Source organism: Bacteroides sp. A1C1, assembly GCF_004328515.1.
In the GTDB taxonomy this organism is placed as follows: domain Bacteria; phylum Bacteroidota; class Bacteroidia; order Bacteroidales; family Bacteroidaceae; genus Bacteroides; species Bacteroides uniformis.
In genome coordinates this window covers 1,508,160-1,533,543 of record NZ_CP036491.1, presented here as the reverse complement: position 1 = coordinate 1,533,543, position 25,384 = coordinate 1,508,160, and the positions used below count along the sequence as shown (strand labels likewise).

Here is a 25,384-nt window from a genome sequence, read left to right as displayed (position 1 = left end):
TTTAAATAGAATACTGATATGAATAAAACATATAAATTTCCGGCACTGTGGATGATGTGCCTGATGCTCTTCAGTTGCTTGACGTTTACGGCCTGCGACAATGGGGATGATGAAGATACCAACCAATATAAAGGGGGAATCAATCTGAATGTATTCGGACCGAGTCCCGTAGCTCGCGGCGGTGTACTCCGTTTCCTGGGCAGTGGCATGGATAAGGTGACTGCCGTTGCTATTCCCGGTTGCGACGATATAACAGACATCGAAGTGGTCAGTGATACGGAAATCCGTGTCACTGTACCCCAGACAGCCCAGCCGGGGTTGGTTGTCTTGAAGACTCCGAAGGGGGATATTACAACAAAAACAGAGTTGACATTTACGGAGCCGATTGATTTGGCATCTGTTTCTCCTCTAGAAGTGAATCCTGGTGAGGTTATTACAATTACCGGCGAATATTTGAATCTCATTAAAGAAATTATTTTCGCGGATAACGTTATTGTGACCGAATTCGAAAGCCAAGAACGTAAGGAAATAAAAGTGAAAGTACCGGTTGAAGCTAAAACGGGGCAGATTATTATTTCGGACGGAGCTGAAATCCCTAATTGGATATATAGTGAGGAAACGTTGACTGTTGCACTTCCTACCTATACAAAAAGTAGTACTGGGACAATCAAGGCTGGTAGTTCATTGGTGATTGAAGGGGAAAACTTAAATTGGGTTTCTTCTGTGAAATTTGGAGATGTAGAAGTTTCAGAAATTACTGTTTCTGAGGATGCTAAAACATTGACTGTTGTTGTTCCGGCTACGGCTAAGAGCGGAGCTGTGACGTTGGTATGTTACTCTGGGGCTGAAGTTGCGGCAGGTAAAATTGCTACAGTAGTTCCTACGGACTTGTCTGCTGTTCCCGAAATAGTAAAGAATGGTACTGATATTACGATTACAGGTAAAGATTTAGATTTGATTGTCAGTGCAACATTCCCGAATGTTTCTGAGGCTGTTGAACTAAAACAGGGAGCGTCTGCTACTCAGATAACACTTACTGTTCCTGAATTGGCTCAAGATGGAGATATTGCTTTAAATTTGTTCAATGGAGAAAGTGTGACTATTGCCTATAAAACATTGAAGCCTACCATTGCTGTATTTACTCCGGCTGCTTTGACGGCTGGTGATACATTGATAATTGCTGGTACAGATTTGGATTTAGTTTCAGCTATTGTTTTTGCAGGTGAGGATTCACCGACAGCAATGCTTGCGAAGTATAATCATATAAGCGATGAACTGTTAGGCATAACAGTGCCGGGCGTTGCGGAAACATGTGCTCCAACTTTGATTCTAAAGAATGGAATGGAGGTTAAGACTACTCTGACATTGAATATCACTCCTGCCACTGATCCTGCTATTGCTACAATTAATCCGAGTGCTGTTGTTCAAGGTCGTGAATTTGTAATTACGGGTAAAAATTTGAATACCGTAGAAGCATTCTATATAGGTGAAGTTAAAGTGACGGCGTTTGGTAAACGTACGGAAACTGAGGTCGAAATGACGGTTCCCAAAACAGCGGCAACTGGTGTGACGGCTATTAGAATGGTTAATTATGAGGGTAAAGAATTTACATCTGATGTAACGATGGAGGTGTTGGCTCCAGAAGCGACCATTTGGGAAGGTTTCGTTGTACTAGGGAACTGGGCAAATGGGTGTCAAGACCTTGCATGGGGAGGATATGATTGGAATACGGTTGTCGTAGGACAAACTTTAAATTTCTATTTTGAAGAAGATACATCGAGCACTTGGTGGCAACTTAAATTGGGGCAAGGTGACGGTTGGACTACATTGCCAGATTTTAAGAAGGTTGCAGGTGGAGATGCTGTAAATATTGAGGCGGGAGCAACCAAATATTCTTATTCACTTGGTGCAAATGATTTAAAAGCATTGCAGGAAAGTGGTGGTCTTATTTTCCAAGGGGGATATTTGATTGTAAAGAAAATTACAATTGAAGTAAAATAAAAAATAGAAATATTGTTAGCTTATGAAAACTTTAAATATAAGATGGATGCTCATCCTGGCAATGGTCTTTATTTTTGCCTCCTGCGATACTGATGTCGATCATGATATCCCTGCAGTGGATGCACCGGTATTGGTGTCTACTACTCCTGAGAGTGGAGCTGCCAAAGTGAAAACGGGAGAAATCACCATTGAGGTGAAATATGACAAGAATATATTCTTTGCAACGGACAATCTGAGCGAAATCCAGTTTACCGGTGGTGAACTGATAAGTGCCGATGTGCTTGGCGCAAGCAATATACTGACTGTAAAAGTGAATGTTCCCAAGCGAGAGACGGCTTGTTCTCTTTCTATTCCCGAGGGAATAGTAACAGGACCGAACCAAATGCCTGCTCCGGCTGTATCGGTTCAGTTTTCTACTGTCGCTTTGGACAAGACACTGGTTGCCGCTACTTCGGCTAAAGCTGTGAAACTGTACAATTATCTATTGGATAACTTCGAGACGAAGACACTTTCTGCCATGATGGCCGATGTTGCCTGGAATACGGAAATGTCCGAAAAGGTGTACGGATGGACTGGAAAATATCCGGCTATCAACTGTTTCGACTATGTTCATCTGCCGGCATCTGTAGCTGGAGCAGACTGGATTAATTACGGTGACATTACTCCTGTTAAGGATTGGTCTGACAAAGGTGGCATCGTAGCTGCCATGTGGCATTGGAATGTACCCAAGAAAGTTGTAGGCGAAGCTTCTTCTACCCAAATATGGAAAGGAGAGACGGTAATGCCGGGTGATTGGAGTGGAAATGTACAGATGACGGATGATGCTGCAAAAGCTGTCTTTGCTGATGCGCAAGTGGGTCAGGTGATACGCGTGGCTGTGAAAGATGTGGCAGAGGGGGCGCAAGGTTCGTTCAAAAACAGTGGTTGGAGCGAGATTGCTTCAGGAACTGATTATTTTGACATATCCGGGGACTATACATTGTTGATTACCGAGGATATTTTGAAATCCCTGCAAGAAGGTGGTCTCATCATTGGCGGACATGATTATACAGCAGTTGCTGTTTATCTTGAAAGTAACGGTACAGCTCTTGACCCGAACAAGGATTATGCCTTCTATAAGGCAGATACGGAGTTTGACGCTGCCAATGCCACGGTGGAAGGCACTTGGGAAAACAAGGTATTTACCGAAGATTTGAAAAATACTGCCGCTTATTTGAAACTGTTGAGAGATGCGGATATTCCGATATTGTGGCGTCCGTTCCATGAGGCAGCCGGTGGCTGGTTTTGGTGGGGTAAGGATGCTGTCAGCTTTAAATCTCTGTGGATTGCTATGTTCAACTACTTCAAGGCAGAAGGACTGGATAATCTTATCTGGGTATGGACTACCGAGGGCAATGATGCTGATTGGTATCCGGGAGACCAATATGTAGACATCGTGGGACGTGATATTTATAATAAGGAAACTGCGGATTGTGTTTCAGAATATACTTCCATTGCCGGAAATTATGGAAATAAGATTGTTTCGCTGAGTGAATGTGGTACGGTCGGACTTATTTCCGAACAATGGGCATCTGGTGCGCGTTGGAGTTGGTTCATGCCGTGGTATGACGGAACAAATGAGGACGGCAGTCCGGTAGTCCATGCTGATGAAGCATGGTGGAAGGATGCTATGAACCAGGAATTTGTCGTTTCTCGTGATGAGCTTCCTTCTATGGAATAGCAATTTTTAATAATAAAATGGAAAGGGGTGTCTCTGGTTAGTATCGGGGCAACCCTTTCTGTTTTTTATAGCTTTTAGTTGTCTGTTGTGGAATTCATGCTTTATACTTTTAGGGGAAATAGTAATGGATGTTAAATGAGTGTCGTTATTTGATAAGATAGTATTATAAAGTTTGTTGTCAAAAGTCTACTTTTGTCAAGCCTGATTGAAATTTGATAATAATCATATAATGTTTAACCGTTAATGAAATGAAAAATGCTTATGGGAAAGGAGTAATATGTATACCAACCACTTTATAAATAAGGTATATTTAATTTTTCCTCAAAAAGAGAAGTTTAACCTTATATTAAACGGTAGATGCCGCCAGGCAATACCAATTCATTAATCTAAGAAAAATATAAGTATGAATTTAAATTTCAGAAGAACCGCGCTGCTCGTAGGTATCTGTTCGGCTGTCAGCCTGACTTATACTCCGCAACTTTTCGCCGCATCGGTCGATGCAATAGATGCTGTGCAGCAAGCAAAAAAAATCACAGGTACTGTAACAGATGCAATGGGACCGGTTATCGGTGCTAATGTATTGGAAAAAGGCACCACAAATGGTGTTATTACTGATATTGACGGTAATTTCACATTGAATGTTCAGCCGGGAGCAACGATTGTTGTGTCTTTTATCGGTTATCAGCCGCAAGAAATCGTAGTAGGCAACCAGACTAATTTCAAAATTCAGCTGAAAGAAGATACGGAATTGCTGGATGAAGTAGTCGTAGTAGGTTATGGTATTCAGAAGAAGAAACTGGTGACAGGTGCTACGGTTGAGGTAAAAGGTGAAGACATCGCAAAATTAAATACCACGCAGGCATTGGGCGCTTTGCAAAGCCAGTCTCCGGGTGTAAATATTCAGGCCGTTTCCGGTCAGCCAGGCGATGGATTTAAAATTAATATTCGTGGTGCTGGTACTAACGGAAATACAGCTCCAGTTTACGTCATTGATGGTGTAGCCGGTGGCGATATTAACGCCTTGAATCCTGCCGATATTGAACGTATTGATGTGTTGAAAGATGCTGCATCTTGTGCAATTTACGGTTCGAGCGGTGCCAACGGTGTTATCCTTGTTACTACGAAGCAGGGTAAGGTAGGAAAGGTTTCTGTATCTTATGATGGAAACGTAGGCTGGGCAAATGTATATAAGATGCCTGATATGCTGAATGCCAAAGAATATATGGCGGTAATGGATCAAGTAGCCTATAATAATGGAGGCCAACCGTATGATTGGTCAAAATTCGTAGATGCTGATTTGCTGACTGCTTATCAGAATGGTACCAATCCAGGTACAGATTGGGTAAAAGAATTCCGGAATAAAAATGCTGTGGTTACTAATCATGCGTTGAATGTAACAGGTGGTTCTGAATTCTCCAAGTTTTCGACAGGTATAGGCTATCAGTATCAGGATGGTGCATTCGGTGGTCCAGTGAAGACTGACTATCGTCGTTTTACTTTCCGCATTAATTCTGAGCATGTGATATACCGTAAGGGAGATATGGATGTGATAAAGTTTGGTGAGAATATATATTATCAGCACAAACAGAATCAAGGTGTGCAGTTAGGTAATCAATATTCGAATGACCTTTCTAATGCTTTGCGTGCTATTCCTCTGATTCCTGTATATAATGAGAATGGTGATTTCTTCATGTATGATGATTTGAAGAATTTTGGAACGAGTGCTAATGGTATACTTGATTATACTGCATATGCTTCTAATCCGATGGCTCACATGGTATATAATCAGGCTGGGAATAATAAGAATAAGAATTTTAATCTGAACACAGCGGCATATCTGGAAGTACAACCACTTAAGAATCTTATTTATAAAGGTCAGGTTAGTTACAAACAATGGTCAAGTTCATGGCGCTCATATCTTCCTGTTTACCGCATTAATAATCAGGGGGATAGCCGTGATAAAGACCAAACGATAAATAACGTGTCTTTGGGTTGGAACTGGAGTTTGACTAATACGTTGAGTTATCGGTTTGATATTACAGACTTACATCATTTTGATGTTTTGGTTGGTACAGAGTATTCTAAATCAAGACCAACTTATGGCGAGTCAGTAGAGGCAACCGGTTATAATAGTGCTTTTGGCGACTTTACGCATGCTTATTTACATAATACAGAACGTAAAGCTACTGCTACAGTAGATGGTTATCCCTCGGATTATGGTTCTAAGATGTCTTATTTTGGACGTCTGAATTATGACTTTAAGGAAACTTATATGTTTTCTGCTATCATTCGTGCCGATGGTTCGTCTAAGTTTGCGAAAGGCAATCAATGGGGATATTTCCCATCATTCTCTGCTGGTTGGGTTATTTCAAACGAGGCTTTTATGAAGAATACTGCTTCTTGGCTTGGTTTCTTGAAAATCCGTGCTGGTTGGGGACAGAATGGTAATGACAATATCCCTAATTCAAATTGGCGTGCCGGTTACGAGTTTGGCGATTATGGCCTTTATACATTTGGCTCAGATAAGAATGGAGGTACAACCGGAGCTTACCCGAATCGTCTGGCTAACCCCGATTTGACATGGGAAACTTCAGAACAGACCAATATCGGTATTGATGCCCGTTTCTTGGATAACCGTCTGAGTTTTACCATGGACTGGTATAACAAGCAGACGAAAGATTTGTTAGTGGAAGTGGGTACCAATGCGGCTTCCGGTTTCTCTTCTCAATATCAAAATGCCGGTACGGTAAAGAATACTGGTCTTGAACTTTCAATGGGCTGGAGAGATCAGATTGGTAAGGAGTTCAAGTATGGAGTGAATGTCAATATGGCCTATAATAAGAATGAAGTGACGGAGGTTAATAACGCCAATCATTTTATTGAAGGCGGTAATGATTTGTTGGCTCAGAGTACGGGTCGGTTTGTCCGTATGGAAGAAGGACATCCTATTGGCTATTTTTATGGTTATAAGACGGACGGTGTCATTCAGAACCAGAATGACTTGCAGGCATATCTTGACCAGAATTGTAAAGGCAATGCGGCAAACTCTAAGCAAGGTGCAAGTATTAAACCGGGCGATTTGAAGTTTGTGGATGTTGATGGAAATGGGGTGATTAATGATGATGATAAGACTGATTTGGGTAATCCTCATCCTGACGTGACAATGGGGCTTACGTTAAGTGCGGAATATAAAGGATTTGATTTCTCTGTAACAACCTATGGCGCTTTTGGTGCACAAGTGGCTCGTTCTTGGAGAAAGTTCTCAGACGGACAGTATGAAAACTATACGACAGAAGTTTACGATTACTGGCACGGAGAAGGAACCTCAAACAGATATCCGCTGCTTGCGCCGGGAAATAGTGGACAGAATTTCCAGGCCATTTCAGATATTTATATTGATGATGCCGACTATGTTCGCATTCAAAATCTGACAATAGGATACGATTTCAAGAGAATTTGGAAGAACTGTCCGTTCCAGCAACTTCGTGTGTATGCTGCTGCACAGAATCTATTTACTTTTACCGGTTATAAAGGGATGGATCCGGAGAATGGTAGAGCTCTCAATGACAAAGAACCGTGGGTAACCGGTGTTGATGTAGGTAACTATCCTCAACCTCGTACTTATATGGTAGGTGTTAATGTTAAATTCTAAAATTGATACATGATGAAAAAAATAGCATATTTAATAGGGGCAGCTTTGATGATGGCAGGAACGTTTACTTCTTGTAGTCTGGACTCGATGAGTCTGACGGAAAAAGATACGACCAATTTTCCTAAAACGGCTGAAGATGCCAATCAGGCTTTAGCTGCCATATATCAGAACCTGAATAATGTCAATGCTTTTCCGCAGCAGTCTTTCTTGTATAATTCCCTGCTGGCTTGCGATGATATGTTGGGTGGTGGTGGTCCCAATGACAAGTTGATGCAATCTTTAGACCTTCTTTGTAATACGGGTACAAATGCTACGCAGGATTACTGGGTGGCTCGCTATCAAGGAATCAACCGTGCCAATACGTTGTTGGAGGCTCTTGCCGGTATTGAAATGGATCCGGAAGTAAGAGCGCAGGCTGAGGGCGAAGCCAAGTTTCTTCGTGCTTTTTATTACTACGAGTTGGCTTCTATGTATGGCCGTGTACCTTTGGTGATTACTGCTTTGTTGCCCGAAGATACTACTCCTCCGACTGCCGCTGTTATCTGGGGGCAGATTCTGCAGGATCTTCGCGATGCGGCTGCAAATATGCCGGCTGTTCGTAAATCGGATGGGCATGTTGATAAATATACGGCTGAAGCTATGTTAGGACGTGCTTGGTTGTATTATACCGGCATGTATGGCAATGGTGAAACTCTGAACGATTTGGTTAGTACGAACTATAGTCCGTTGACTTCAGTTGATTTGCCTGATGGGACAACTTTGACCAAGCAGGATGTGATTGGATATATTGATGATTGTGTGAATAATTCCGGTTATAGTCTTGTTCCTGAGTTTCGTAATTTGTGGGCATATACCAATAGATGTACGGTAGAAGATTTTCCGTTTACTGCCGGTCAGGGGCTGAAATGGGTAGAAGATGATGCAGCGGTAAATCCCGAATCCATGTTTGCCATTAAATATAATAAACTTGCATCTTGGAGCACTACTATCGGTTATGGTAACGGTTATGCTCTGCATTTTGGTGTACGTGGCAATGATCAGGCCAATTCTTTCCCCTTTGGACAAGGATGGGGGGCCGGTCCTGTAGCTCCCAATCTTTATAATGATTGGAGTGCGGCAGAACACAATGATGCCCGTCGTCCGGCCTCCGTATTCAAGACGGAGGATATGCCGAGTTATAATAAAGGTGGTGGTGACGGCTTTATCCAAGAAACAGATTATTATCAGATGAAAATAGGTTCTATTATGGCTTATAATACGGGTGAGGCTGGAAATAAAACGATTGAACCGGTATTTGAGAAGATAATGTATGGTGCCGACGGCTGGATTAATGATAATCTGATGCAAACCGGTTCTATTCATGATTTGGTTTTGATTCGTTTTGCGGATGTATTGTTGATGCAGTCTGAATTGAAGGAAGATGTTAGCGGTATAAACAGAGTGCGTAGTCGTGCCGGACTTGAACCTATTGATACATATTCGTTGGCTGCATTGCAGAATGAACGCCGTTGGGAACTCTGTTTTGAAGGTACTCGCTGGAACGATATTCGCCGTTGGCATATTGCTGCCGATGCCCTTGAAAGACAGACGGGAGCAAAAGTTTATACAAATGGGGTTGAAAGCCGTAATGTGGCGCAGAACGGTGGTTATGCCGCACGTTATAAGGCTACGGCAGGTTTCCAGAAGATTCCCGAAAACCAAGTCCTCTTGAATGAAGGAAAGGTAGAACAAAATGCGGGTTATACGGATGCAAGTGCTGAGTATAATGGTTGGCAAGAATAGAATATGAATTTAAAATGAAAAAAGATATGAAAAAGATATTATTCGCAATGCCTTTGTTTGCAATGCTGCTGGTGGCTTGTGATCCGATAGTGGATGAAATCAGTCCGGATCCTAATGTCACACCGGAAAATCTTACTTTTGAACTTGTAGCCAAGAATCAGGGAAACAACAACATTCGGATTGTTCCTACTCCGTCACGTTATGTGAAGGTTTATGATGCTACGTCTGATACCAAGTTGGCAGAAGGTACGGCTCCGTCGGTTCAAGTAGCTCCTCCTAATAAAGAATTGCAAGTGTATATAACAGCCATTAATTCGGACGGCTCCATTACAAAATCGGCTTCCAAATCAATAGCAGTAACGGAGTACACGGATCTTCCTGCTATTTATGCTGATATCTTTGGTACAACTCCGGATGGTGGTTATGGCACAACAACTTGGACTTGGAATACAGAAGCCGAAGACGGCTGCTGGGGTAATGGTGGATTTCTGTCAAACACAGGTCCCGGTTGGTGGGTTGTCCGTAGTGGAGAAATTGATGGGCAGGCTATAGGTGCGGGACTACCTGATGACGGATTGAATGGTTGGTTCTCGCTTAGTCTGTCAGGTGTCCAGACAAGCCGTGGTGAAAGTGGCTCTGTAAAAGTTTCAGAAGATATGGTACAATCTGGATGGGATGTAGGTACAATTGAATTTTCTGGTACTATTCCTTTGTTGGGCGTACAACCTAATCAAGGAAATGCACGTCAGTATGTATATCACATCTTGAAAATCACAGAGGATGAACTTCGGCTTTGCGCACCTGAGCCAGGGGTGACTTCTGGAGGTGGTACCGCATGGTTCTGGAATTTCAAGAGAAAATAGTCAATATTGGATGTGCGGGCGGGTAATATCCGCCCGTATTCCTCAAGTAATAATCACATAAAAAACAAAGTGGTAAACAATATGTTTTGACAGCGTGTGAACTAGGATTCTCCATATTGTTATTTCTTGGCTCGTGGAATTTATCGTGTGATTGCATTAGAGATTATACGACATAGTCTAATTGGGGAACGTTTGTCGTAGGAAGTACTTTCAGAGCGTCAAGAGGATATCTCAATTTGGTTTATATAGGAGATCTTCCTTATACTCAAAGCATAGTTCAAACACTTGGTACTACTTTTACATTAATCCAGGCACATATACTATAAAATCTTTGAGTGCTACCAATGGAAATTATATTTATTGGGAGTATGGAAATGTTAGACAACCGCTTTCTGCAGGTAGGGCTTTCACAGTTCCTACGTCATTCTTCTCCACTGTGTTTTCTAAAGGAGCACTTTAAAATAATTAGATCTTATAAATAAGCTATTAAATTCAAAGCAGTTGTCGTTACCTCCGACCTCATTAGTCGTCCGTAACATCGGATAATTGTAAATGCATTAACCGAATAGTACAATTGTTTAATGGTTAAATCAGGAAAAGGCGGGTCGTGAGATTCGCCTTTTCGCATTCTTTCTCTATTGCCTTTCTGCATACAATTCACATTTCTTTTTGCATTACCCTTGATTTCCGGGCGCAGAATGTTCCTTTTTATCCCTTCACCTCCTTCTCCTATCCTCCTGTTCATCGGCTTTTTCGGTGAAACTGCTTTCCACCCTCATCGCCCCGTTTTTGCATCGCGCGACACACCGTAGTATCCCGGCATGGCCCGATAGATGGGTTGCGTGGGTTTCCCTACATTCTTCAGCTTGCCTTCTTGCTGCAACCGTTTCAGGTGGACGTTTGCGGTGGTGCGTGCCATGCCGCACAGCGCTTGGAAGTCACTGCGAATCAGCACGTCGTGGTCGGCAAAGTATTCTTTCAGCTTCATGTCTATCTCCACTTCCGAAAGCTTCAGGGAGTGGCGGGTGTATTTGCTGCGGATGGCACTGACTCCCGTCATCGCTTGTTTCAGCCTGACGTCGGGACGGAAGCTGATGCTCTTCAGCCGGAGTTTCAGGTGCTTGTTCGGGGTGCTGCGGGTCACTTTCTGTGTGGCTTCCAGGGTGGGGGCGAAGTAGCCCAGCCCTTCGATGTGCACCTCGTGCCCGTCGCGCAGTTCTTCGCCGCAGATTTGCGTCAGACAGTCTATCGCGTTCATTACGTCGCCCACCGTGAGCGAGCTGCGGGCATGTACGCGGTTGTAGAGCTGCCGCATGGTTATTTTCCCGTTGAGCAACGGGCGAGGATGGAGGCCTCTTTCTTCCGGGTCTTCCTCATTGGTGCCCGGATTCTCGTACCAGTCATATAGTATTGCCATATCAATAGGTTTTAGTGCGTTCAACGTATTTGCTTCTTCCCTCGGAAGTGTCTTTCTATAAGTGAACGACCCCGGTCGGCCGAACGAACAACTCTGGCTGTTCGATTGAACGACCTGGGTCAGCCGATTGGATAACTCGGGTCGTTCACTTATAAAGAATCGTGTAAAAGTACTGAAAATAAAGGGCTCTGCAGCATAAATAAGTATGTTTGTCGGCAGGAATGATTTTTGAAGAAAGCGGGACAACTGATAGCCTTTTCCGAAAGGCTGAAACATGCACAAAAAGAAATACCGAAACCGGGAGGAACGGGAAGAAAAGCGCCGCCGGAGCGCGAAAGCTGTAAGCGCACAACGAGGCTTTTTATCGTGTCAGTCTTGCCGAGGAAGCGGTCTGCAACTTGTTCCGTGCTCCGTTTCGGCAAAGAAGAGTCTTGACCTGACTGCTGCCGATATCTTCGACGAGCTGCAAAAGGCGCATCCCGCCCTGATGCGTGGCAGCAATCCCATGCAGTTCGGTTCAGTGCAGCTGCAGGCGGGACTGAAACGTCTACGGCAATGTATATGAGGTGGTGAGAAGGAAAAAGAAGTTTCACCAGAAAGGGCTGAATGATAGGGAAATAATGTGAATACTTATATACTAAGGCGGTCTTGTCCACATAGAAATAACCGCCTTTGCGCAGCTTCTCAAAGTCCTGGATGCCGATGTGATAAATATTTTCGCTCCTAATAACTGTATATTTTATACTTTTCTATAAAAGTAACTTTTTTATAAGAACAAAACAAGCGAAAGTTGCGATTTTCACTACTCCTTGTCGGATAAAAAACTTATCTTTGCGATTGAAACAATCTCTCGTTAATGATATGAAATACACATCATACTCTTATCCTTCAGGCAGGGCGGAAGTGGCTGCATTTGTTGTAACCGGCGGAGTGACGGAATACCATGTGATGATACATGCCACCGACCCGAAACAGACCTACCGTGAGCAGATGAATGCCGTGCTGGATGCGTATGCCGCTTTACTGAAAAAAGAATTGCCCGGAGCCGTGGCGGTTTTTAAAAGATATTTCTTGAGTGATGCCGCCAACCAGGCGGAACTGTTGCTTGCCGCTACGGCGGAAAGCTCCGATTGCGCGCTGTCCGTGGTGGAACAATCGCCACTGGATGGTACCAAGATTGCTTTGTGGGCATATCTGCAGACCGATGTGCAGACACGAGTGCTGCCAAACGGACTGTATGAAGTGAAACACGGTGCTTATCGCCAGCTCTGGATGGGAGGCAGCTTCAACCGTGCCGCCAATTCGGAATACCAGATGCGTCTTTTGCTCAACGACTATGCTATGCAACTGATGGAAGAAGGGTGTACCTTGGCCGACAATTGCCTGCGTACCTGGATATTTGTGCAGAATGTGGATTGCAATTATGCCGGTGTGGTCAAGGCGCGCAATGAGATGTTTGTCACTCAGAACCTGACGGAGAACACGCACTATATTGCCAGTACCGGTATCGGTGGGCGTCATGCCGACCCGAAAGTATTGGTGATGCTTGACGCTTTTGCCGTAGCGGGATTAAAGCCCGGACAAATCAAATATCTCTATGCCCGCACACATCTGAACCCCACTTATGAGTATGGAGTCAGTTTCGAACGGGGAACGGCGGTGGATTACGACGACCGCCGGCAAGTACTCATTTCCGGTACAGCGAGTATCAACAACCGTGGGGAAGTGATGTATGCCGGAGATGTACGCCGTCAGACAGAACGGATGTGGGAGAATGTGGAGGCTTTATTGAAGGAGGCCGATTGTGGCTTTGGAGATGTGGGGCATATCATTGTCTATCTGCGTGATATGGCGGATTATACCGTAGTAAAGGAGATGTTTGATGAATGCTTTCCCGATACGCCGAGAGTGATTACGCTGGCTCCTGTCTGTCGCCCGGGGTGGCTGGTGGAAATGGAGTGTATGGCGATGAAGAAAATCTCTGATTAAAAATATTATCTTTGGTTAATTGAATATTAGGCTGACAGTTGGTAAACGCCTACCTTTGTTGAAATTCTAATGTATAAGGATGAAAACACGTATCTTGCTTTTTTGTATCAGTTGCCTTCTTTGGGCAAGTTGTGGAAATTCCGGACAGAATTATGTGATTGAAGGAACGTTGCCGTCGGTGAAATACGACGGGGAATGGATATACCTCGTGCCGATGGAGAATGCACCGGGGCGGGTGGATTCTGTAAAGATAACCAATGCCTCTTTTTCTTTTTCCGGACAAGGGGAGGAGATGAGGGTGTTGCGTCTGCGCCATCTGCTGCGTATCTACATCCAGGAACTGCTGGTGGTGACGGAGCCGGGAACCATACATGTGAAGGCCGACTCTGTCGGTTCGGTAACGGGCACTCCGCAAAATGATGCCCTTCAGAAATGGAAAGAGGGGAGGGAAAAGAAGCAAGAGGCTTACCATTTCATCCGGACGGGACTACGGAATGCCACCGGAAAAGATTCACTGCATCTGATACGGATACGTGACAGTCTGAGGATGCAGGAGCAGGAAACGAACTTTCTGTTTTTGAAAGAGCAGGGAAACAATACGTTGGGGACATTCATGCGGAAGATGGTGCGTGGCTCCTTGACGGAAGAACAACAAAAACTGTTGGATGAAAGCTTGCAGAAGGAAATACATTGAATGGGGAGCGGCAGGAATCGGTGCTTTGGCGTTGTTTCTTTTTTTCTTCCGGATATTGCCCTATCATCTGTTCCATCGGGAGCAGACACAGCTCTTTTTGCTTGCCACCGAACCATTGACCGGGTATCTGCGGCATCCGGCGGCTCTGGCACGTCTGTCAGGAGATTTCCTCACTCAATTCTTTTATTACGAAGGGGGTGGCCCGACCATAATGGCTGTCGTGCTGTTGCTTTGGGGAGTGGTGGTGTTTCGTTTGTTGGCTCCGTACATGGGACGTTGGGCGTGGATTCCTACGGTGTTGGCGGTGGCTTGGGAGGCAGGAAGGCAATGCGGATTGAGTTATCCGCTTTCCGGCACAATCGCTTTAACCGGTATCGGAGGTATTTTGTTGTTGTGCCGTAGCTGCATGCGACGTTCGTGGAAGTCGGGCTTACCGGTAAGCATATTGGCGGTATTGTCCGGCTATTGGCTGTTTGGCTGTGGCGATTGGTCGTCACGATGGTACAATATGCCCGATTTAGGGCGGGAATATCTTTTGGCGTTGGATTCGGAAATGTATTTCGGCCGTTCGGAAAAAGTACGGAAACTGTTGGCAGAGGGTGAATACCGTTCTCCGTTCACTGCCTATTATTATAATTTGCTGAATGCACAGCAGAACCGGCTTCCCGACTGGCTGATGGATGGTTATCAACCGGCTTCGCAAGGGCTGTTTCTGCCCGTGGCTCCCCATTCTACCTACCTTACTATTTATGCAGCCAATGAAGTCTGGTTTGCGTTGGGAGATATGACGATGGCTGAACATGCCGCCATTTTGGGAATGATTTTTTCTCCGCACCACACTGGGGCAAGAGCTGTCAAGCGTTTGGCGGAAATCAACCTGGTGAACGGTGATGAGGCGGCGGCCATGAAATATCTTCGTCTCCTGCAAAAGACAATGTGTTACCGTGATTGGGCAGAACGGCGTATTCCCGGAAAACAGACGGCCGAAGTTTGCCAATGGCTGGAACGGAAGCGGTTGTTGTTGCCTGCAACGGATACTTTACGTTCTTCTGCCAACATTCCGCTTTCACTTCGTCATTTGTTGCGTAACAATCCTGATAATGTGTTGGCATGCGATTACCTTCTCTGCTTTGATTTGCTGAATAAGGATATTGGTGCTTTCGCCCGGGATTATCAAGAGTTTGCTGCCCATCGGATACCTTCCAGACTATATGCCGAGGGACTGCTTGTCTATCTTGCGGGCAACAAGTCTCCACTGGATGAAGTGAGGAAGTGGAATATTCCGCCTCAGGTATTGGATGAGTTTGGCGATTATACCCGACTGTACGAGGCGAATGGTGGTAATGGTGCCTCTTTGCAAGCCAAATACGGAAAAACATATTGGTTTTATTTCCACTATGCTACGATGAAAAAGGAGAAGTGATTTATGATGAGCGATGAATAGAGATATGAAATATATACAGGTTGTTGTGGAGCTGTTGCTGTGCTGCTGCCTATATGCTTGTAGTCCCTGTCCGGAGTCTGTACAGCCTGCAGACCGGTTATTGGAGCTCTATCCTGAATATCAGGATGTAACCATTCCCTGCAATGTGGCTCCTTTGAATTTCCTTGTGCGAAATGAAGGGGTGGATGCGGTGTGCGTGAGTGTAAAGGGAGCATCGGACAGCTTGCAGATAAACGCGCGTGGGAACAAGGCGGTGTTTCCCTTGAAAGCCTGGCGTGCATTGTTGGAAGCGGAGAAGGGGCATACTTTGGAAGTGACTGTTACTGCCCGTACCAGCGGTCGCTGGCTACGCTATCCTTCTTTTGCATGGCAGGTGGTGGCGGACAAGCTTGACGCCTATGTCAGTTACCGTCTGATAGAACCCGGTTATGAAGTATGGAATGCCTTGCAGATACGTGAACGGTGCATTGAGAATTTTGAAGAGCGTATTTTGGCGGATAACAGTCAGACAGACGGCAAATGCATGAACTGTCATGTGCACGGAGGAAATAGTGGCAACCTTTCGATGTTCCATCTTCGGGGCGAGGGAGGGGGGACTATCCTGAACCGTGACGGCAAGCTCCGTAAGCTTGCCTTGAAGAATGGACAGATGATATCTGCGGCTGTCTACGGGGATTTCCATCCTGACGGGCGGTATGGTGTGTTCTCGTCTAATGTGATTATTCCCATGTTCCATACGGAAAGTAACCGCCGTCTGGAAGTTTACGATACCGTCTCCGATTTGGCTGTCGCCGATTTTGACGGAAACCGGATGATTGTGTCTCCGCTTACGGCGGATTCCACCGTATTAGAAACTTTTCCCACTTTCTCTGCCGACGGGAAATGGATATATTACTGCTCGGCTCCAGCTGTTCCATTGCCGGACAGCGTACAGCAATTACGCTATTCGCTTTGCCGCATTGCGTTCGATGCCAATCACGGCACCTGGGGCGACCGCGTGGATACCCTTTGGAATGCCCGGCTGGAGAAAGGCTCCGTGTGTCATCCGAAAGCTTCACCGGACGGCCGCTACCTGCTCTATACCGTTGCTGATTATGGAACATTCCCCATTTGGCACCGGGAGACGGAATTGCAGCTGATGGATTTGCAGACGGGTGCCATCGATTCCCTGCCAATGGTCAACTCCAACCGTTCGGACACTTATCACAGTTGGTCGTCAGGTAGCCGTTGGTTTGCCTTTGCCAGCAAGCGGGGTGACGGGCAGTACGGGCGGGTTTATTTTGCCTATCTGGATGCCGAAGGAAAGGCGCATAAGCCTTTTGTGCTACCCCAGTCCGACCCTGAAAAAGACGATTTGACATTGAAATCCTACAATATCCCCGATTTGTCGGCCACTCCCGTTCCTTTTGATGCTTCTTCCATCAAGCGGATAAACCGGCAACTGAAGGCTGAGGAATTCAAATGACAAGACATACAGAGAGTAACAGATTGTAAATAATAAATTGTAAATAGTAAATGTTCTTATTTCTGAAAAAGACTTGGAAGATAGGGCTGTCGATACTTTTCGGCGTAGCGGTGCTTCTCTTTTGGGGAAACGTATATCCGGCCCATATTTCCTATCAGGAGCAGTTCCAGCTTTTTTTGTTCGATGCCGACTACTGGTGGAAACGGATAGCGGTTCCCGGTGGGTTGGCCGATTATATCGCTGAGTATCTGACGCAGTTCTATTATCACGTGTGGGCGGGAGCTTGTATTCTGGCTTTTTTGTACGTGTTGTTGCAACGGTTGGTTTGGAAACTGGCGAAGGAGCAGGGTGCGGCTGATGTGTATTATCCGCTGAGTTTTCTGCCTATCATTGTCTTGTGGCACTTCATGGGTGATGAAAATGCGATGCTGTCATTGGTGGTGGCTCTGCTGTTAGCATTGTCTGCATCCTGCTGGTATGCGGATTTAAAGGGGAAGTGGCTGCGTGTGGCGTACATTCTGATAGTCCTTCCGCTACTTTACTGGACAGCGGGTGCGGCACACTTTATCTTTATGGGCTGGGTGATTGTACGCGAGTTCTTGTTGAATCTTAAAGGTAAGAATTTCTGGGGTGGTGTCGGAGTGTTCTGGGGGGTAGGATTGTGGGGTATCGGCTGTCCGCTATTGGCAAGCATGTGGGTACAATTTCCTATTTACCGTCTGATGGGCGGTATAGGATATTACCGTTTCCCGGCAGTGATTCCCTGGATAGAGATAGGGCTTGCCGTATTGCTGGTTGTCCTCCCTTTCCTGCTGGCCGCTTTGCCCGCTTTGAAGAAGAAGCCGGTATTTTATGGAGTTCTGCAAGTGGTGGCGGTAACATTGTTCGGTTATTACTACGTGGCAGCCGGTTGCGATATGGATAAAGAGGAAGCGATGGAGTATGACCAGCTGGTACGTAATAAACAATGGCAGGAGGTTATAGAAAAGGCAGAAGAGAAGTCGCCGGTTTCACCTTTCGGCGTGACCTGCCTGAATCTTGCTTTGGGAAAGATGGGACAGATGGGCGACCGCATGTTCGAGTTTTACCAGAACGGGACGGAAGGGCTGCTACCGGAGTTTCAGCGTGACTTTACTTCGCCGTTGCCCACCAGTGAGGCGTATTATCATTTGGGGATGGTCAATACGGCACAACGTTTCACTTTTGAGGCGATGGAGGCCATACCTAACTTCAACAAGAGTGGCCGTTGCTTCAAGCGTCTGGCAGAGACGAACCTGATAAACGGGCAATACGAAGTGGCAGCCAAGTACCTGCGTTTGTTGAGGAAGACAATCTTCTATAAGGATTGGGCGGAGGATGCCATGACCTATCTGTATAATGAGGAAAAAATCAATGCCCACAAGGAGTGGGGTTGGTTGAGGCAGATACGCTATACGGAAGACTTCTTGTTCAGCAGCCAGGAAACGGACATCATGCTGGGGCTGCTTTACCAGCACAACCACCGGAACCGGATGGCATTTGAGTATATGCTGGCCTATGTCCTGCAGCAACGTGATTTGGAACGTTTCATGAAGTACTATCCGCTGGGTAAGCATGCCGGCTACGACCATATTCCCCGCAGCTATCAAGAGGCGTTGATATATGTATGGACACAGACGCACAAGAACTTCCAGGGTATGCCGTGGAGCATTTCGCCCCAAGTGGTGCGGGATGTAACGGAATTTGCGCGGATATATACCTCGCAGCAGAATGCCCGGCAGATGTTGGAGGCGCGTTTCGGCAGTACATACTGGAATTATTTGCTACTAAGAAAGTAAAATGAAAAAGATGAAGAATATAGCTGTTTGCATAATGGCTGCATGGTGGTTTGCCGCTTGCGGCAATCCGGTGACTTCCCCGGAAAGGGTGGATGAATGGCCGGATATCTATCCCGACTATATCGGTGTGACTATTCCTGCAACCATTGCTCCTATGAATTTCAATTGTATTGGTGGAGCGTACGAACGTGTGGATGTGACCGTGACCGGAGGAAAGTCCGGAGAGATGCACGTAAATGATAAAATAGTATCATTTCCGCAAGATGCATGGCAAGAGCTTTTGGAGGAGAACAAGGGTGATAGCCTTCTGTTTACGGTATGTATCCGGAAAGACGGCGAGTGGAAACAGTACCGCTCTTTTCCCATGTATGTCAGTCCGTATCCTATAGATTATGGGGTGGTATACCGCAAGCTGGCTCCCGGATATGAAGTTTATAGCAAGATGGGCATTTATGAGCGTGACCTTGCTTCGTTCGAGGAGCGTCCCTTGCTGGAGAATACCATGGTGCCGGGCATGTGCCTGAATTGTCATGCTTTCAACAAAACAAATCCGGACCATCTGAGCCTGCATATCCGTGGAAAGAACGGAGGGACCTTGATGCAGATAGACGGGAAGCGCGAAATGCTGGATACGAAAACGGATTCCACTCTCTCTGCGGGGGTGTACCCTTATTGGCATCCAAACGGCAAATATATTGCCTATTCTGTCAACAATACGCGCCAGTCTTTCCATGCGGTGAAGGATGAGCGTGTGGAAGTGCTCGACTTGGAATCGGATGTACTGGTCTATCATCCCGAGACACATGAATTACTGCTCTCTCCCTTGCTTCAGAAGAAGGAAGTCTTCGAAACCTTTCCAGTATTTTCACCGGACGGACGCAAACTGTATTTCTGTACTGCGGAGGCCAAGCCGATACCGGCGGAATATAAGGAAATACGTTATAGCTTGTGTAGTATAGATTTCAATCCGGAAGACGGGACATTTGGCGAAAAGATAGATACGCTGGTCAATGCGGCAGCTATGAAGAAAAGCATCTCCTTCCCGAGGCCCTCGTACGATGGCGAGTATATCATGTTTACTTTGTCGGATTACGGGAATTTCTCAATTTGGCATAAAGAAGCCGATTTATGGCTGTTGGATTTGAAGGATGGCGGTATGCGTCCCATAAAGGAGGTGAACAGCGATGATACGGAAAGTTTCCATAACTGGAGCAGTAACTCCCGATGGTTTGTGTTCAGTAGCCGCAGGGGAGATGGGCTTTATACCCGTCTGTATCTGGCAAGTATGGATGAGAATGGGGTGGTGGGCAAGCCTTTCCTGCTTCCTCAGGAAAATCCTTGGGAGTATTACGACCGTCTGGTCTACTCGTACAATGTTCCCGATTTTACAAGCGAACCGGTGAAGCTGGAACGCCGGAAAGTGGAACGGGGAATTGTCTCGCGGAAGCGCGTTCCGGTGAAAGTTAGATGATACGTTTTTTATATTCTGCTTTTTAATACAGTAAAGGGATAAAATTGTATCATTTTCTCTTGGTGCAATCCGCTATCTTTGTGCCAGGAATTAGTGTTACCAATAACAATACCAGATTGAAAAACATGGATATGAGAAAAGTAAAATTTGCTATGATGATTCTGGCGGCAAGTCTGTTGACCGCCTGCGGTTCTTCCAAGAAAGAACAGAGTGTGAATGAAGAGACGGCTGCTGCGCGTACGCAGGAAACGGAGAACTTACTGGCTAACTTGAAAAAAATCCCTTCCAAAGGTATCATGCTCGGCCATCATGACGATACGGTATATGGTATCGGCTGGGAAGGTGAGGAAGGCCGTTCGGATGTGAAAAGCGTGTGTGGCGACTATCCGGCTGTTATCAGCTTTGATTTGGGAGAGCTGGAACTTGGGAATGCCGCCAATCTGGATAAGGTTCCCTTCGATAAAATCAGGAAAGAGATAATCAATCAGTATCAGCGGGGCGGCATGGTTTCGCTCAGTTGGCATGCGCGCAATCCTGAAACGGGCGGTGATGCCTGGGATGTATCGGATACGACGGTGGTGAAGTCCATCCTGCCCGGTGGAGAGAATCATCAGAAGTTTGCCGGCTGGTTGGGAGGAGTGGCCGATTTCCTTCATTCGTTGAAGACGGCGGACGGCGTGAAGATACCCGTACTTTTCCGTCCCTGGCACGAACACAGTGGCAGCTGGTTCTGGTGGGGCGAGAAACTGTGTACCCCTGAAGAGTATAAGACATTGTGGCACATGACAGTGGACACTCTGCAGGCCAGGGGAGTGGATAATGCACTCTATGCTTACTCTCCGGGCACGGAACCCAAGGACACAACGGAATATTTGAAGAAGTATCCGGGCGACGAGTTGATAGACGTTATTGGCTTCGATACCTATCAGTTCGACCGGGATACCTATCTTGCCGGGATGGATAGGGCACTTTCCATTATCGACAGTATAGGGAAAGCACACAATAAGGTGATTGCTGTGACCGAAACCGGTTACGAAGGAATCCCCGATGCCAAATGGTGGACAGGTACTCTGCTGCCTGCGTTAAAGAAATATTCGCTTGCTTATGTGCTGGTGTGGCGCAATGCCCGTGAAAAGGTGACCCATTACTATGCCCCCTATCCGGGACAGACATCTGCGGAGGATTTTTGGGAGTTTTATAACAATCCCAAGACGCTGTTTGCAGCCGATGTAAATCTGTATCAATAAACAAACAATCAATATAACAGACATGGAAGCTTTTAAAGAAAAGGTAGAGAGGCTCTTTCAGAAACACGAAGAGCTGATTACGAGAAAGAATGTGGCCGTGGAAGACGGCAATGGCATATTCACACGTTATAAATATCCGGTAGTGACGGCTGCTCATACACCTGTATTCTGGCGGTATGATTTGGATGAGAAGTCCAACCCGTACCTGATGGAACGCATCGGTATGAATGCGGCCATGAATTCGGGGGCCATTAAGTGGAATGGCAAGTATCTGATGGTGGTACGTGTAGAGGGCGCTGACCGCAAGTCGTTCTTTGCCGTAGCCGAGAGTCCCAACGGCATTGATAATTTCCGGTTTTGGGATTACCCTATCACCATGCCTGAAGATACGATTCCGGCAACGAATGTATACGACATGCGTCTCACGGCTCATGAGGACGGCTGGATTTACGGTATCTTTTGCGCCGAACGCCACGACGACAATGCGCCCGCCGGTGACTTGTCCTCGGCTACGGCTACAGCTGCCATTGCTCGCACCAAGGATTTGAAGAATTGGGAACGCCTGCCCGACCTGAAGACCAAGAGTCAGCAGCGCAACGTGGTGCTGCACCCGGAGTTTGTAGATGGCAAGTATGCCCTCTATACCCGTCCGCAGGATGGCTTTATTGATGCCGGTAGCGGTGGTGGTATCGGCTGGGCGCTGGTGGATGACATAACCCATGCCGAGGTGAAGGAAGAGAAGATTATCGACCAGCGCTACTATCACACCATCAAGGAGGTGAAGAATGGTGAAGGTCCGCATCCCATCAAGACTCCGAAAGGCTGGTTGCATCTGGCTCATGGTGTCCGCGGTTGTGCCGCCGGATTGCGTTATGTGCTTTATATGTACATGACTTCTTTGGAAGATCCGACGAAACTGATTGCCACTCCCGGTGGGGCCTTTATGGTACCCGAGGGTGAGGAGCGTATAGGTGACGTAAGCAATGTGCTTTTCACCAACGGCTGGATTGCCGATGAAGACGGAACTGTATTTATTTACTACGCTTCTTCTGACACGCGGATGCATGTAGCCACTTCTACCATTGACAAGCTGGTGGACTATTGCATGAATACGCCTGCTGACGGCTTGTCTTCATCAGCCTCGGTAGAAACGTTGAAGAGACTGATAGACAAGAATCTGCAGATAATGAAATAATAAAAATACAACATACTATGGCAACACTAAAAGAGAAAATCGGTTATGGTTTTGGGGATATGTCTTCCTCTATGTTCTGGAAAATATTCTCCTATTACTTACCGTTCTTCTATTCGAATATTTTTGGCTTGAGCTTGGCTGATGCAGGATTGCTGATGCTGGTGACACGTATTTGGGATGCAGTGTCCGATCCGATGATGGGAGTCATTGCAGACCGTACTCATACGCGTTGGGGCAAATACCGTCCTTATTTGTTGTGGATTGCAGCTCCTTTTGCCATTGCCGGGATTTTACTTTTTACAACGCCCGACATGGGGACAACGGGTAAGCTGGTATGGGCTTATGTCACTTACATCCTGATGATGACGGTATATACGGCAATCAATGTACCATACGGGGCTATGCTGGGAGTAATGACTGATGATTCGAATACAAAAACGGTTTTCTCTTCTTACCGTATGTTTTTTGCATACGGAGGTAGTTTTATCGCTTTGGGAGCATGGGAGCCATTGTGCAATTGGTTTAAATCAATGGACTATAGCAATGCTTCCAGTTGGCAATATGCCATGGTATGTATTGCCACGCTCTGCTTTTTAGGCTTTCTGTTTTGCTTTAGCATGACGCGCGAGCATGTCAAGAGTGTGGCGTCCGAATCTATCGGCAAGGATGTGAAGTCGCTGGTGCGCAATTCGCCTTGGTGGATATTGAACGGTGCGGCGTTGCTGTCGAATTTCTTCAATACGGTGCGTGGAGCTACTGCCGCCTACTTCTTCAAGGACTATATCAGTGCCAATGCATTCCTCGATTTTGGGGTATTCAATCTGGTGTTGTATGCCGGTCTGTTCCTGATGGTGGGTGAAGTGTGTAATATGATTGGTGTGGCGCTGGCTGTGCCTCTTTCCGTGAAGTTTGGAAAGAAGTCAACCTATATCATTTCGCTCGTGTGCCTGGTAGTATTCAGTGTGCTCTTCTTCTTTGTGCCGAATGACGGGCTGGGATGGTGGCTGATGATGGTTTTCCAGGTGCTTATCTCCATTTGTACCGGTATCGTATCCCCGCTTATTTGGAGTATGTATGCCGATGTGGCCGACTATGCCGAGCAGAAGGACGGTACGTCATCTACAGGGCTGATATTCTCTTCTGGCTCTATGGCACAGAAGTTCGGCGGTGCATTTGCTGGCTGGGCAGTAATGGCGCTGTTGGCATTCTTTGGTTACAACACTGCAGAGAATGCTGTGCAGACGCCCGAAGCGCTGGATGGCTTGAAGTATCTGATGAGCTTTATTCCTGCTGCGATAGCTGTACTTTCCATTCTTGTCGTATTCGTCTACCCGTTGAACAAGACGCGTATGGCAGCCATCAATGCAGACTTGAAAAAGCGTCGTGAGAACCTTCAGCAGAATAACTTATAACTTAAACTCATAGAATAGTGGATATCAAGAAGATGAAGCAGGAGATGGAGGAGGAGTTGGTCTCCAATATCCTCCCCTTCTGGATAAACAGAATGACGGATGAAGTGAACGGCGGCTTCTACGGCCGTATCACGGGTCGAGAGGAGGTGAAGCCCGAAGCTGAAAAGGGGGCCATCCTGAACGCCCGCATCTTGTGGACCTTTTCGGCTGCATACCGCTTGCTGAGGAGGCCGGAGTATCTGGAAACGGCTACGCGTGCCAAACGCACTCTTATCGACCGTTTCTACGACAATGAATTTGGCGGAGTTTATTGGTCTCTCGACTATAAAGGCAATCCGCTCGATACCAAGAAGCAGATTTACGCTTTGGGTTTCGCCATCTACGGGCTGAGTGAATATGCTCGTGCCACGGGCGATGATGAAGCACTGGCATATGCCATCCGCTTGTTTGAGACGATTGAAGAGCATAGTTTCGACCCCGTGAAGAACGGTTATTGTGAAGCCTTGACCCGCGAATGGGGAGAGATAGCCGACATGCGCCTCAGCGCCAAGGATGAGAACGAGCGCAAGACGATGAATACCCATCTGCATATTTTGGAACCTTATACCAACCTTTTCCGGATATGGAAGGATGCTCGTCTGGAGAAGCAGCTTCGTAATTTGATAGGTCTTTTTACTGAACGGATTCTGAATATCAAGACCGGCCATCTAGAATTGTTCTTCAATGATGATTGGGTGAGCAAGTACCGAATTGTCTCCTACGGGCACGATATCGAAGCTTCCTGGTTGATACACGAGGCTGCCCTTGTTCTGGGCGATAAGGAGCTCCTGGAGAAAGTGGAACCACTTGTAGAATACATCGCTGCCGCTGCCGATGAAGGATTGACGCCCGACGGCAGCATGATATACGAGACTTTTCTGGATAAGGGAAAGACCGATACCGACCGCCACTGGTGGGTGCAGGCCGAGAACGTAGTGGGACATGCCAACCTCTACCAGCACTTTGATGACGAAGTGGCCATGCAGAAGGCTCTCCGATGCTGGGGTTTCATCAAGCAGCATCTGGTAGACTACAAGTACGGAGAATGGCATTGGAGCGTGCGTGCCGACGGCACGGTGAACACCGATGATGACAAGGCGGGGTTCTGGAAATGTCCGTATCACAACGGACGTATGTGCATGGAAATTATTGAACGTTTTTCATAGGTTTTCTATC

Annotated in this window: 17 protein-coding genes and 1 pseudogene; 16 read left to right on the top strand and 2 right to left on the bottom strand. The window is 46.3% G+C overall.

Going from position 1 to position 25,384, the window contains the following annotated elements:
• The first annotated feature begins 18 nt into the window (after positions 1–18).
• The 5 genes from EYA81_RS06400 to EYA81_RS06380 all read left to right on the top strand — a co-directional run bounded on the left by EYA81_RS06400 (position 19) and on the right by EYA81_RS06380 (position 10,018).
• The gene (locus tag EYA81_RS06400) at positions 19–2,001 is read left to right on the top strand and encodes an IPT/TIG domain-containing protein (protein WP_131225528.1); all 1,983 of its coding nucleotides are present in this window, start codon (positions 19–21) and stop codon (positions 1,999–2,001) included.
• Between the two features lie 22 nt (positions 2,002–2,023).
• Entirely contained in the window at positions 2,024–3,721 is a 1,698-nt protein-coding gene (locus EYA81_RS06395) for a glycosyl hydrolase (protein ID WP_117601315.1), read from the top strand.
• Positions 3,722–4,124: 403 nt separating this feature from the next.
• Positions 4,125–7,373 carry a TonB-dependent receptor gene (locus EYA81_RS06390; protein ID WP_117601314.1) on the top strand — a complete coding sequence of 1,083 codons (3,249 nt, stop codon included), beginning with the start codon at positions 4,125–4,127 and terminating at the stop codon, positions 7,371–7,373.
• Positions 7,374–7,385: 12 nt separating this feature from the next.
• The gene (locus EYA81_RS06385) at positions 7,386–9,155 is read left to right on the top strand and encodes a RagB/SusD family nutrient uptake outer membrane protein (RefSeq protein WP_117601332.1); all 1,770 of its coding nucleotides are present in this window, start codon (positions 7,386–7,388) and stop codon (positions 9,153–9,155) included.
• 26 nt (positions 9,156–9,181) lie between these two features.
• Positions 9,182–10,018: a hypothetical protein gene (locus EYA81_RS06380; protein WP_117601331.1), complete on the top strand. Its 837-nt coding sequence runs from the start codon at positions 9,182–9,184 to the stop codon at positions 10,016–10,018.
• 775 nt (positions 10,019–10,793) lie between these two features.
• Here the strand turns inward: EYA81_RS06380 and EYA81_RS06370 are convergent.
• On the bottom strand, positions 10,794–11,435 hold the full coding sequence (locus EYA81_RS06370) for an HU family DNA-binding protein (RefSeq protein ID WP_117601313.1): 642 nt from the start codon (positions 11,433–11,435) through the stop codon (positions 10,794–10,796).
• A gap of 274 nt (positions 11,436–11,709) precedes the next feature.
• Between EYA81_RS06370 and EYA81_RS06365 the strand changes: the two genes are divergently transcribed.
• A complete protein-coding gene (locus tag EYA81_RS06365; RefSeq protein WP_226791241.1) occupies positions 11,710–12,000 on the top strand; it encodes a DUF3874 domain-containing protein in 291 nt (96 codons plus the stop codon).
• A gap of 49 nt (positions 12,001–12,049) precedes the next feature.
• Here EYA81_RS06365 and EYA81_RS06360 read toward each other — a convergent pair.
• Positions 12,050–12,163: pseudogene (locus EYA81_RS06360) on the bottom strand (AAA family ATPase); the annotation flags it as partial.
• A 133-nt stretch (positions 12,164–12,296) separates the two neighbouring features.
• Between EYA81_RS06360 and EYA81_RS06355 the strand changes: the two are divergent.
• The 10 genes from EYA81_RS06355 (at position 12,297) to EYA81_RS06310 (ending at position 25,374) form a co-directional block, all read left to right on the top strand.
• Positions 12,297–13,424 carry a Rid family hydrolase gene (locus EYA81_RS06355; RefSeq protein WP_131225527.1) on the top strand — a complete coding sequence of 376 codons (1,128 nt, stop codon included), beginning with the start codon at positions 12,297–12,299 and terminating at the stop codon, positions 13,422–13,424.
• Between the two features lie 79 nt (positions 13,425–13,503).
• Positions 13,504–14,118, top strand: a complete 615-nt coding sequence (locus EYA81_RS06350; protein WP_005824998.1) for a DUF4369 domain-containing protein — start codon at positions 13,504–13,506, stop codon at positions 14,116–14,118.
• Positions 14,090–15,541, top strand: coding sequence for a DUF6057 family protein (locus EYA81_RS06345; RefSeq protein WP_131225526.1), 1,452 nt, complete (start codon positions 14,090–14,092; stop codon positions 15,539–15,541). Before EYA81_RS06350 ends, EYA81_RS06345 begins: the two co-directional genes overlap by 29 nt.
• 25 nt (positions 15,542–15,566) lie before the next feature.
• Positions 15,567–17,027 (top strand): PD40 domain-containing protein, encoded by a 1,461-nt coding sequence (locus tag EYA81_RS06340; protein ID WP_165491359.1) that lies wholly within the window; start codon positions 15,567–15,569, stop codon positions 17,025–17,027.
• A 50-nt stretch (positions 17,028–17,077) separates the two neighbouring features.
• A complete protein-coding gene (locus EYA81_RS06335; protein ID WP_117601309.1) occupies positions 17,078–18,844 on the top strand; it encodes a DUF6057 family protein in 1,767 nt (588 codons plus the stop codon).
• Between the two features lie 10 nt (positions 18,845–18,854).
• Entirely contained in the window at positions 18,855–20,315 is a 1,461-nt protein-coding gene (locus tag EYA81_RS06330; RefSeq protein ID WP_005834841.1) for a PD40 domain-containing protein, read from the top strand.
• Positions 20,316–20,446: 131 nt separating this feature from the next.
• A complete protein-coding gene (locus EYA81_RS06325; RefSeq protein WP_131225525.1) occupies positions 20,447–21,562 on the top strand; it encodes a glycoside hydrolase family 26 protein in 1,116 nt (371 codons plus the stop codon).
• 22 nt (positions 21,563–21,584) lie between these two features.
• The gene (locus EYA81_RS06320; RefSeq protein ID WP_117601308.1) at positions 21,585–22,757 is read left to right on the top strand and encodes a glycosidase; all 1,173 of its coding nucleotides are present in this window, start codon (positions 21,585–21,587) and stop codon (positions 22,755–22,757) included.
• Positions 22,758–22,774: 17 nt separating this feature from the next.
• Positions 22,775–24,169: an MFS transporter gene (locus EYA81_RS06315; RefSeq protein WP_117601307.1), complete on the top strand. Its 1,395-nt coding sequence runs from the start codon at positions 22,775–22,777 to the stop codon at positions 24,167–24,169.
• 17 nt (positions 24,170–24,186) lie between these two features.
• The gene (locus EYA81_RS06310) at positions 24,187–25,374 is read left to right on the top strand and encodes an AGE family epimerase/isomerase (protein ID WP_117601306.1); all 1,188 of its coding nucleotides are present in this window, start codon (positions 24,187–24,189) and stop codon (positions 25,372–25,374) included.
• Positions 25,375–25,384: the final 10 nt, after the last annotated feature.

Bases quoted from the DNA above. Each gene is read 5' to 3' on its own strand.
- EYA81_RS06400 (WP_131225528.1), top strand. From the start codon at position 19: ATGAATAAAACATATAAATTTCCGGCACTGTGGATGATGTGCCTGATG.
- EYA81_RS06395 (WP_117601315.1), top strand. From the start codon at position 2,024: ATGAAAACTTTAAATATAAGATGGATGCTCATCCTGGCAATGGTCTTT.
- EYA81_RS06390 (WP_117601314.1), top strand. From the start codon at position 4,125: ATGAATTTAAATTTCAGAAGAACCGCGCTGCTCGTAGGTATCTGTTCG.
- EYA81_RS06385 (WP_117601332.1), top strand. From the start codon at position 7,386: ATGAAAAAAATAGCATATTTAATAGGGGCAGCTTTGATGATGGCAGGA.
- EYA81_RS06380 (WP_117601331.1), top strand. From the start codon at position 9,182: ATGAAAAAGATATTATTCGCAATGCCTTTGTTTGCAATGCTGCTGGTG.
- EYA81_RS06370 (WP_117601313.1), bottom strand. From the start codon at position 11,435: ATGGCAATACTATATGACTGGTACGAGAATCCGGGCACCAATGAGGAA.
- EYA81_RS06365 (WP_226791241.1), top strand. From the start codon at position 11,710: ATGCACAAAAAGAAATACCGAAACCGGGAGGAACGGGAAGAAAAGCGC.
- EYA81_RS06355 (WP_131225527.1), top strand. From the start codon at position 12,297: ATGAAATACACATCATACTCTTATCCTTCAGGCAGGGCGGAAGTGGCT.
- EYA81_RS06350 (WP_005824998.1), top strand. From the start codon at position 13,504: ATGAAAACACGTATCTTGCTTTTTTGTATCAGTTGCCTTCTTTGGGCA.
- EYA81_RS06345 (WP_131225526.1), top strand. From the start codon at position 14,090: ATGAAAGCTTGCAGAAGGAAATACATTGAATGGGGAGCGGCAGGAATC.
- EYA81_RS06340 (WP_165491359.1), top strand. From the start codon at position 15,567: ATGAAATATATACAGGTTGTTGTGGAGCTGTTGCTGTGCTGCTGCCTA.
- EYA81_RS06335 (WP_117601309.1), top strand. From the start codon at position 17,078: ATGTTCTTATTTCTGAAAAAGACTTGGAAGATAGGGCTGTCGATACTT.
- EYA81_RS06330 (WP_005834841.1), top strand. From the start codon at position 18,855: ATGAAGAATATAGCTGTTTGCATAATGGCTGCATGGTGGTTTGCCGCT.
- EYA81_RS06325 (WP_131225525.1), top strand. From the start codon at position 20,447: ATGAGAAAAGTAAAATTTGCTATGATGATTCTGGCGGCAAGTCTGTTG.
- EYA81_RS06320 (WP_117601308.1), top strand. From the start codon at position 21,585: ATGGAAGCTTTTAAAGAAAAGGTAGAGAGGCTCTTTCAGAAACACGAA.
- EYA81_RS06315 (WP_117601307.1), top strand. From the start codon at position 22,775: ATGGCAACACTAAAAGAGAAAATCGGTTATGGTTTTGGGGATATGTCT.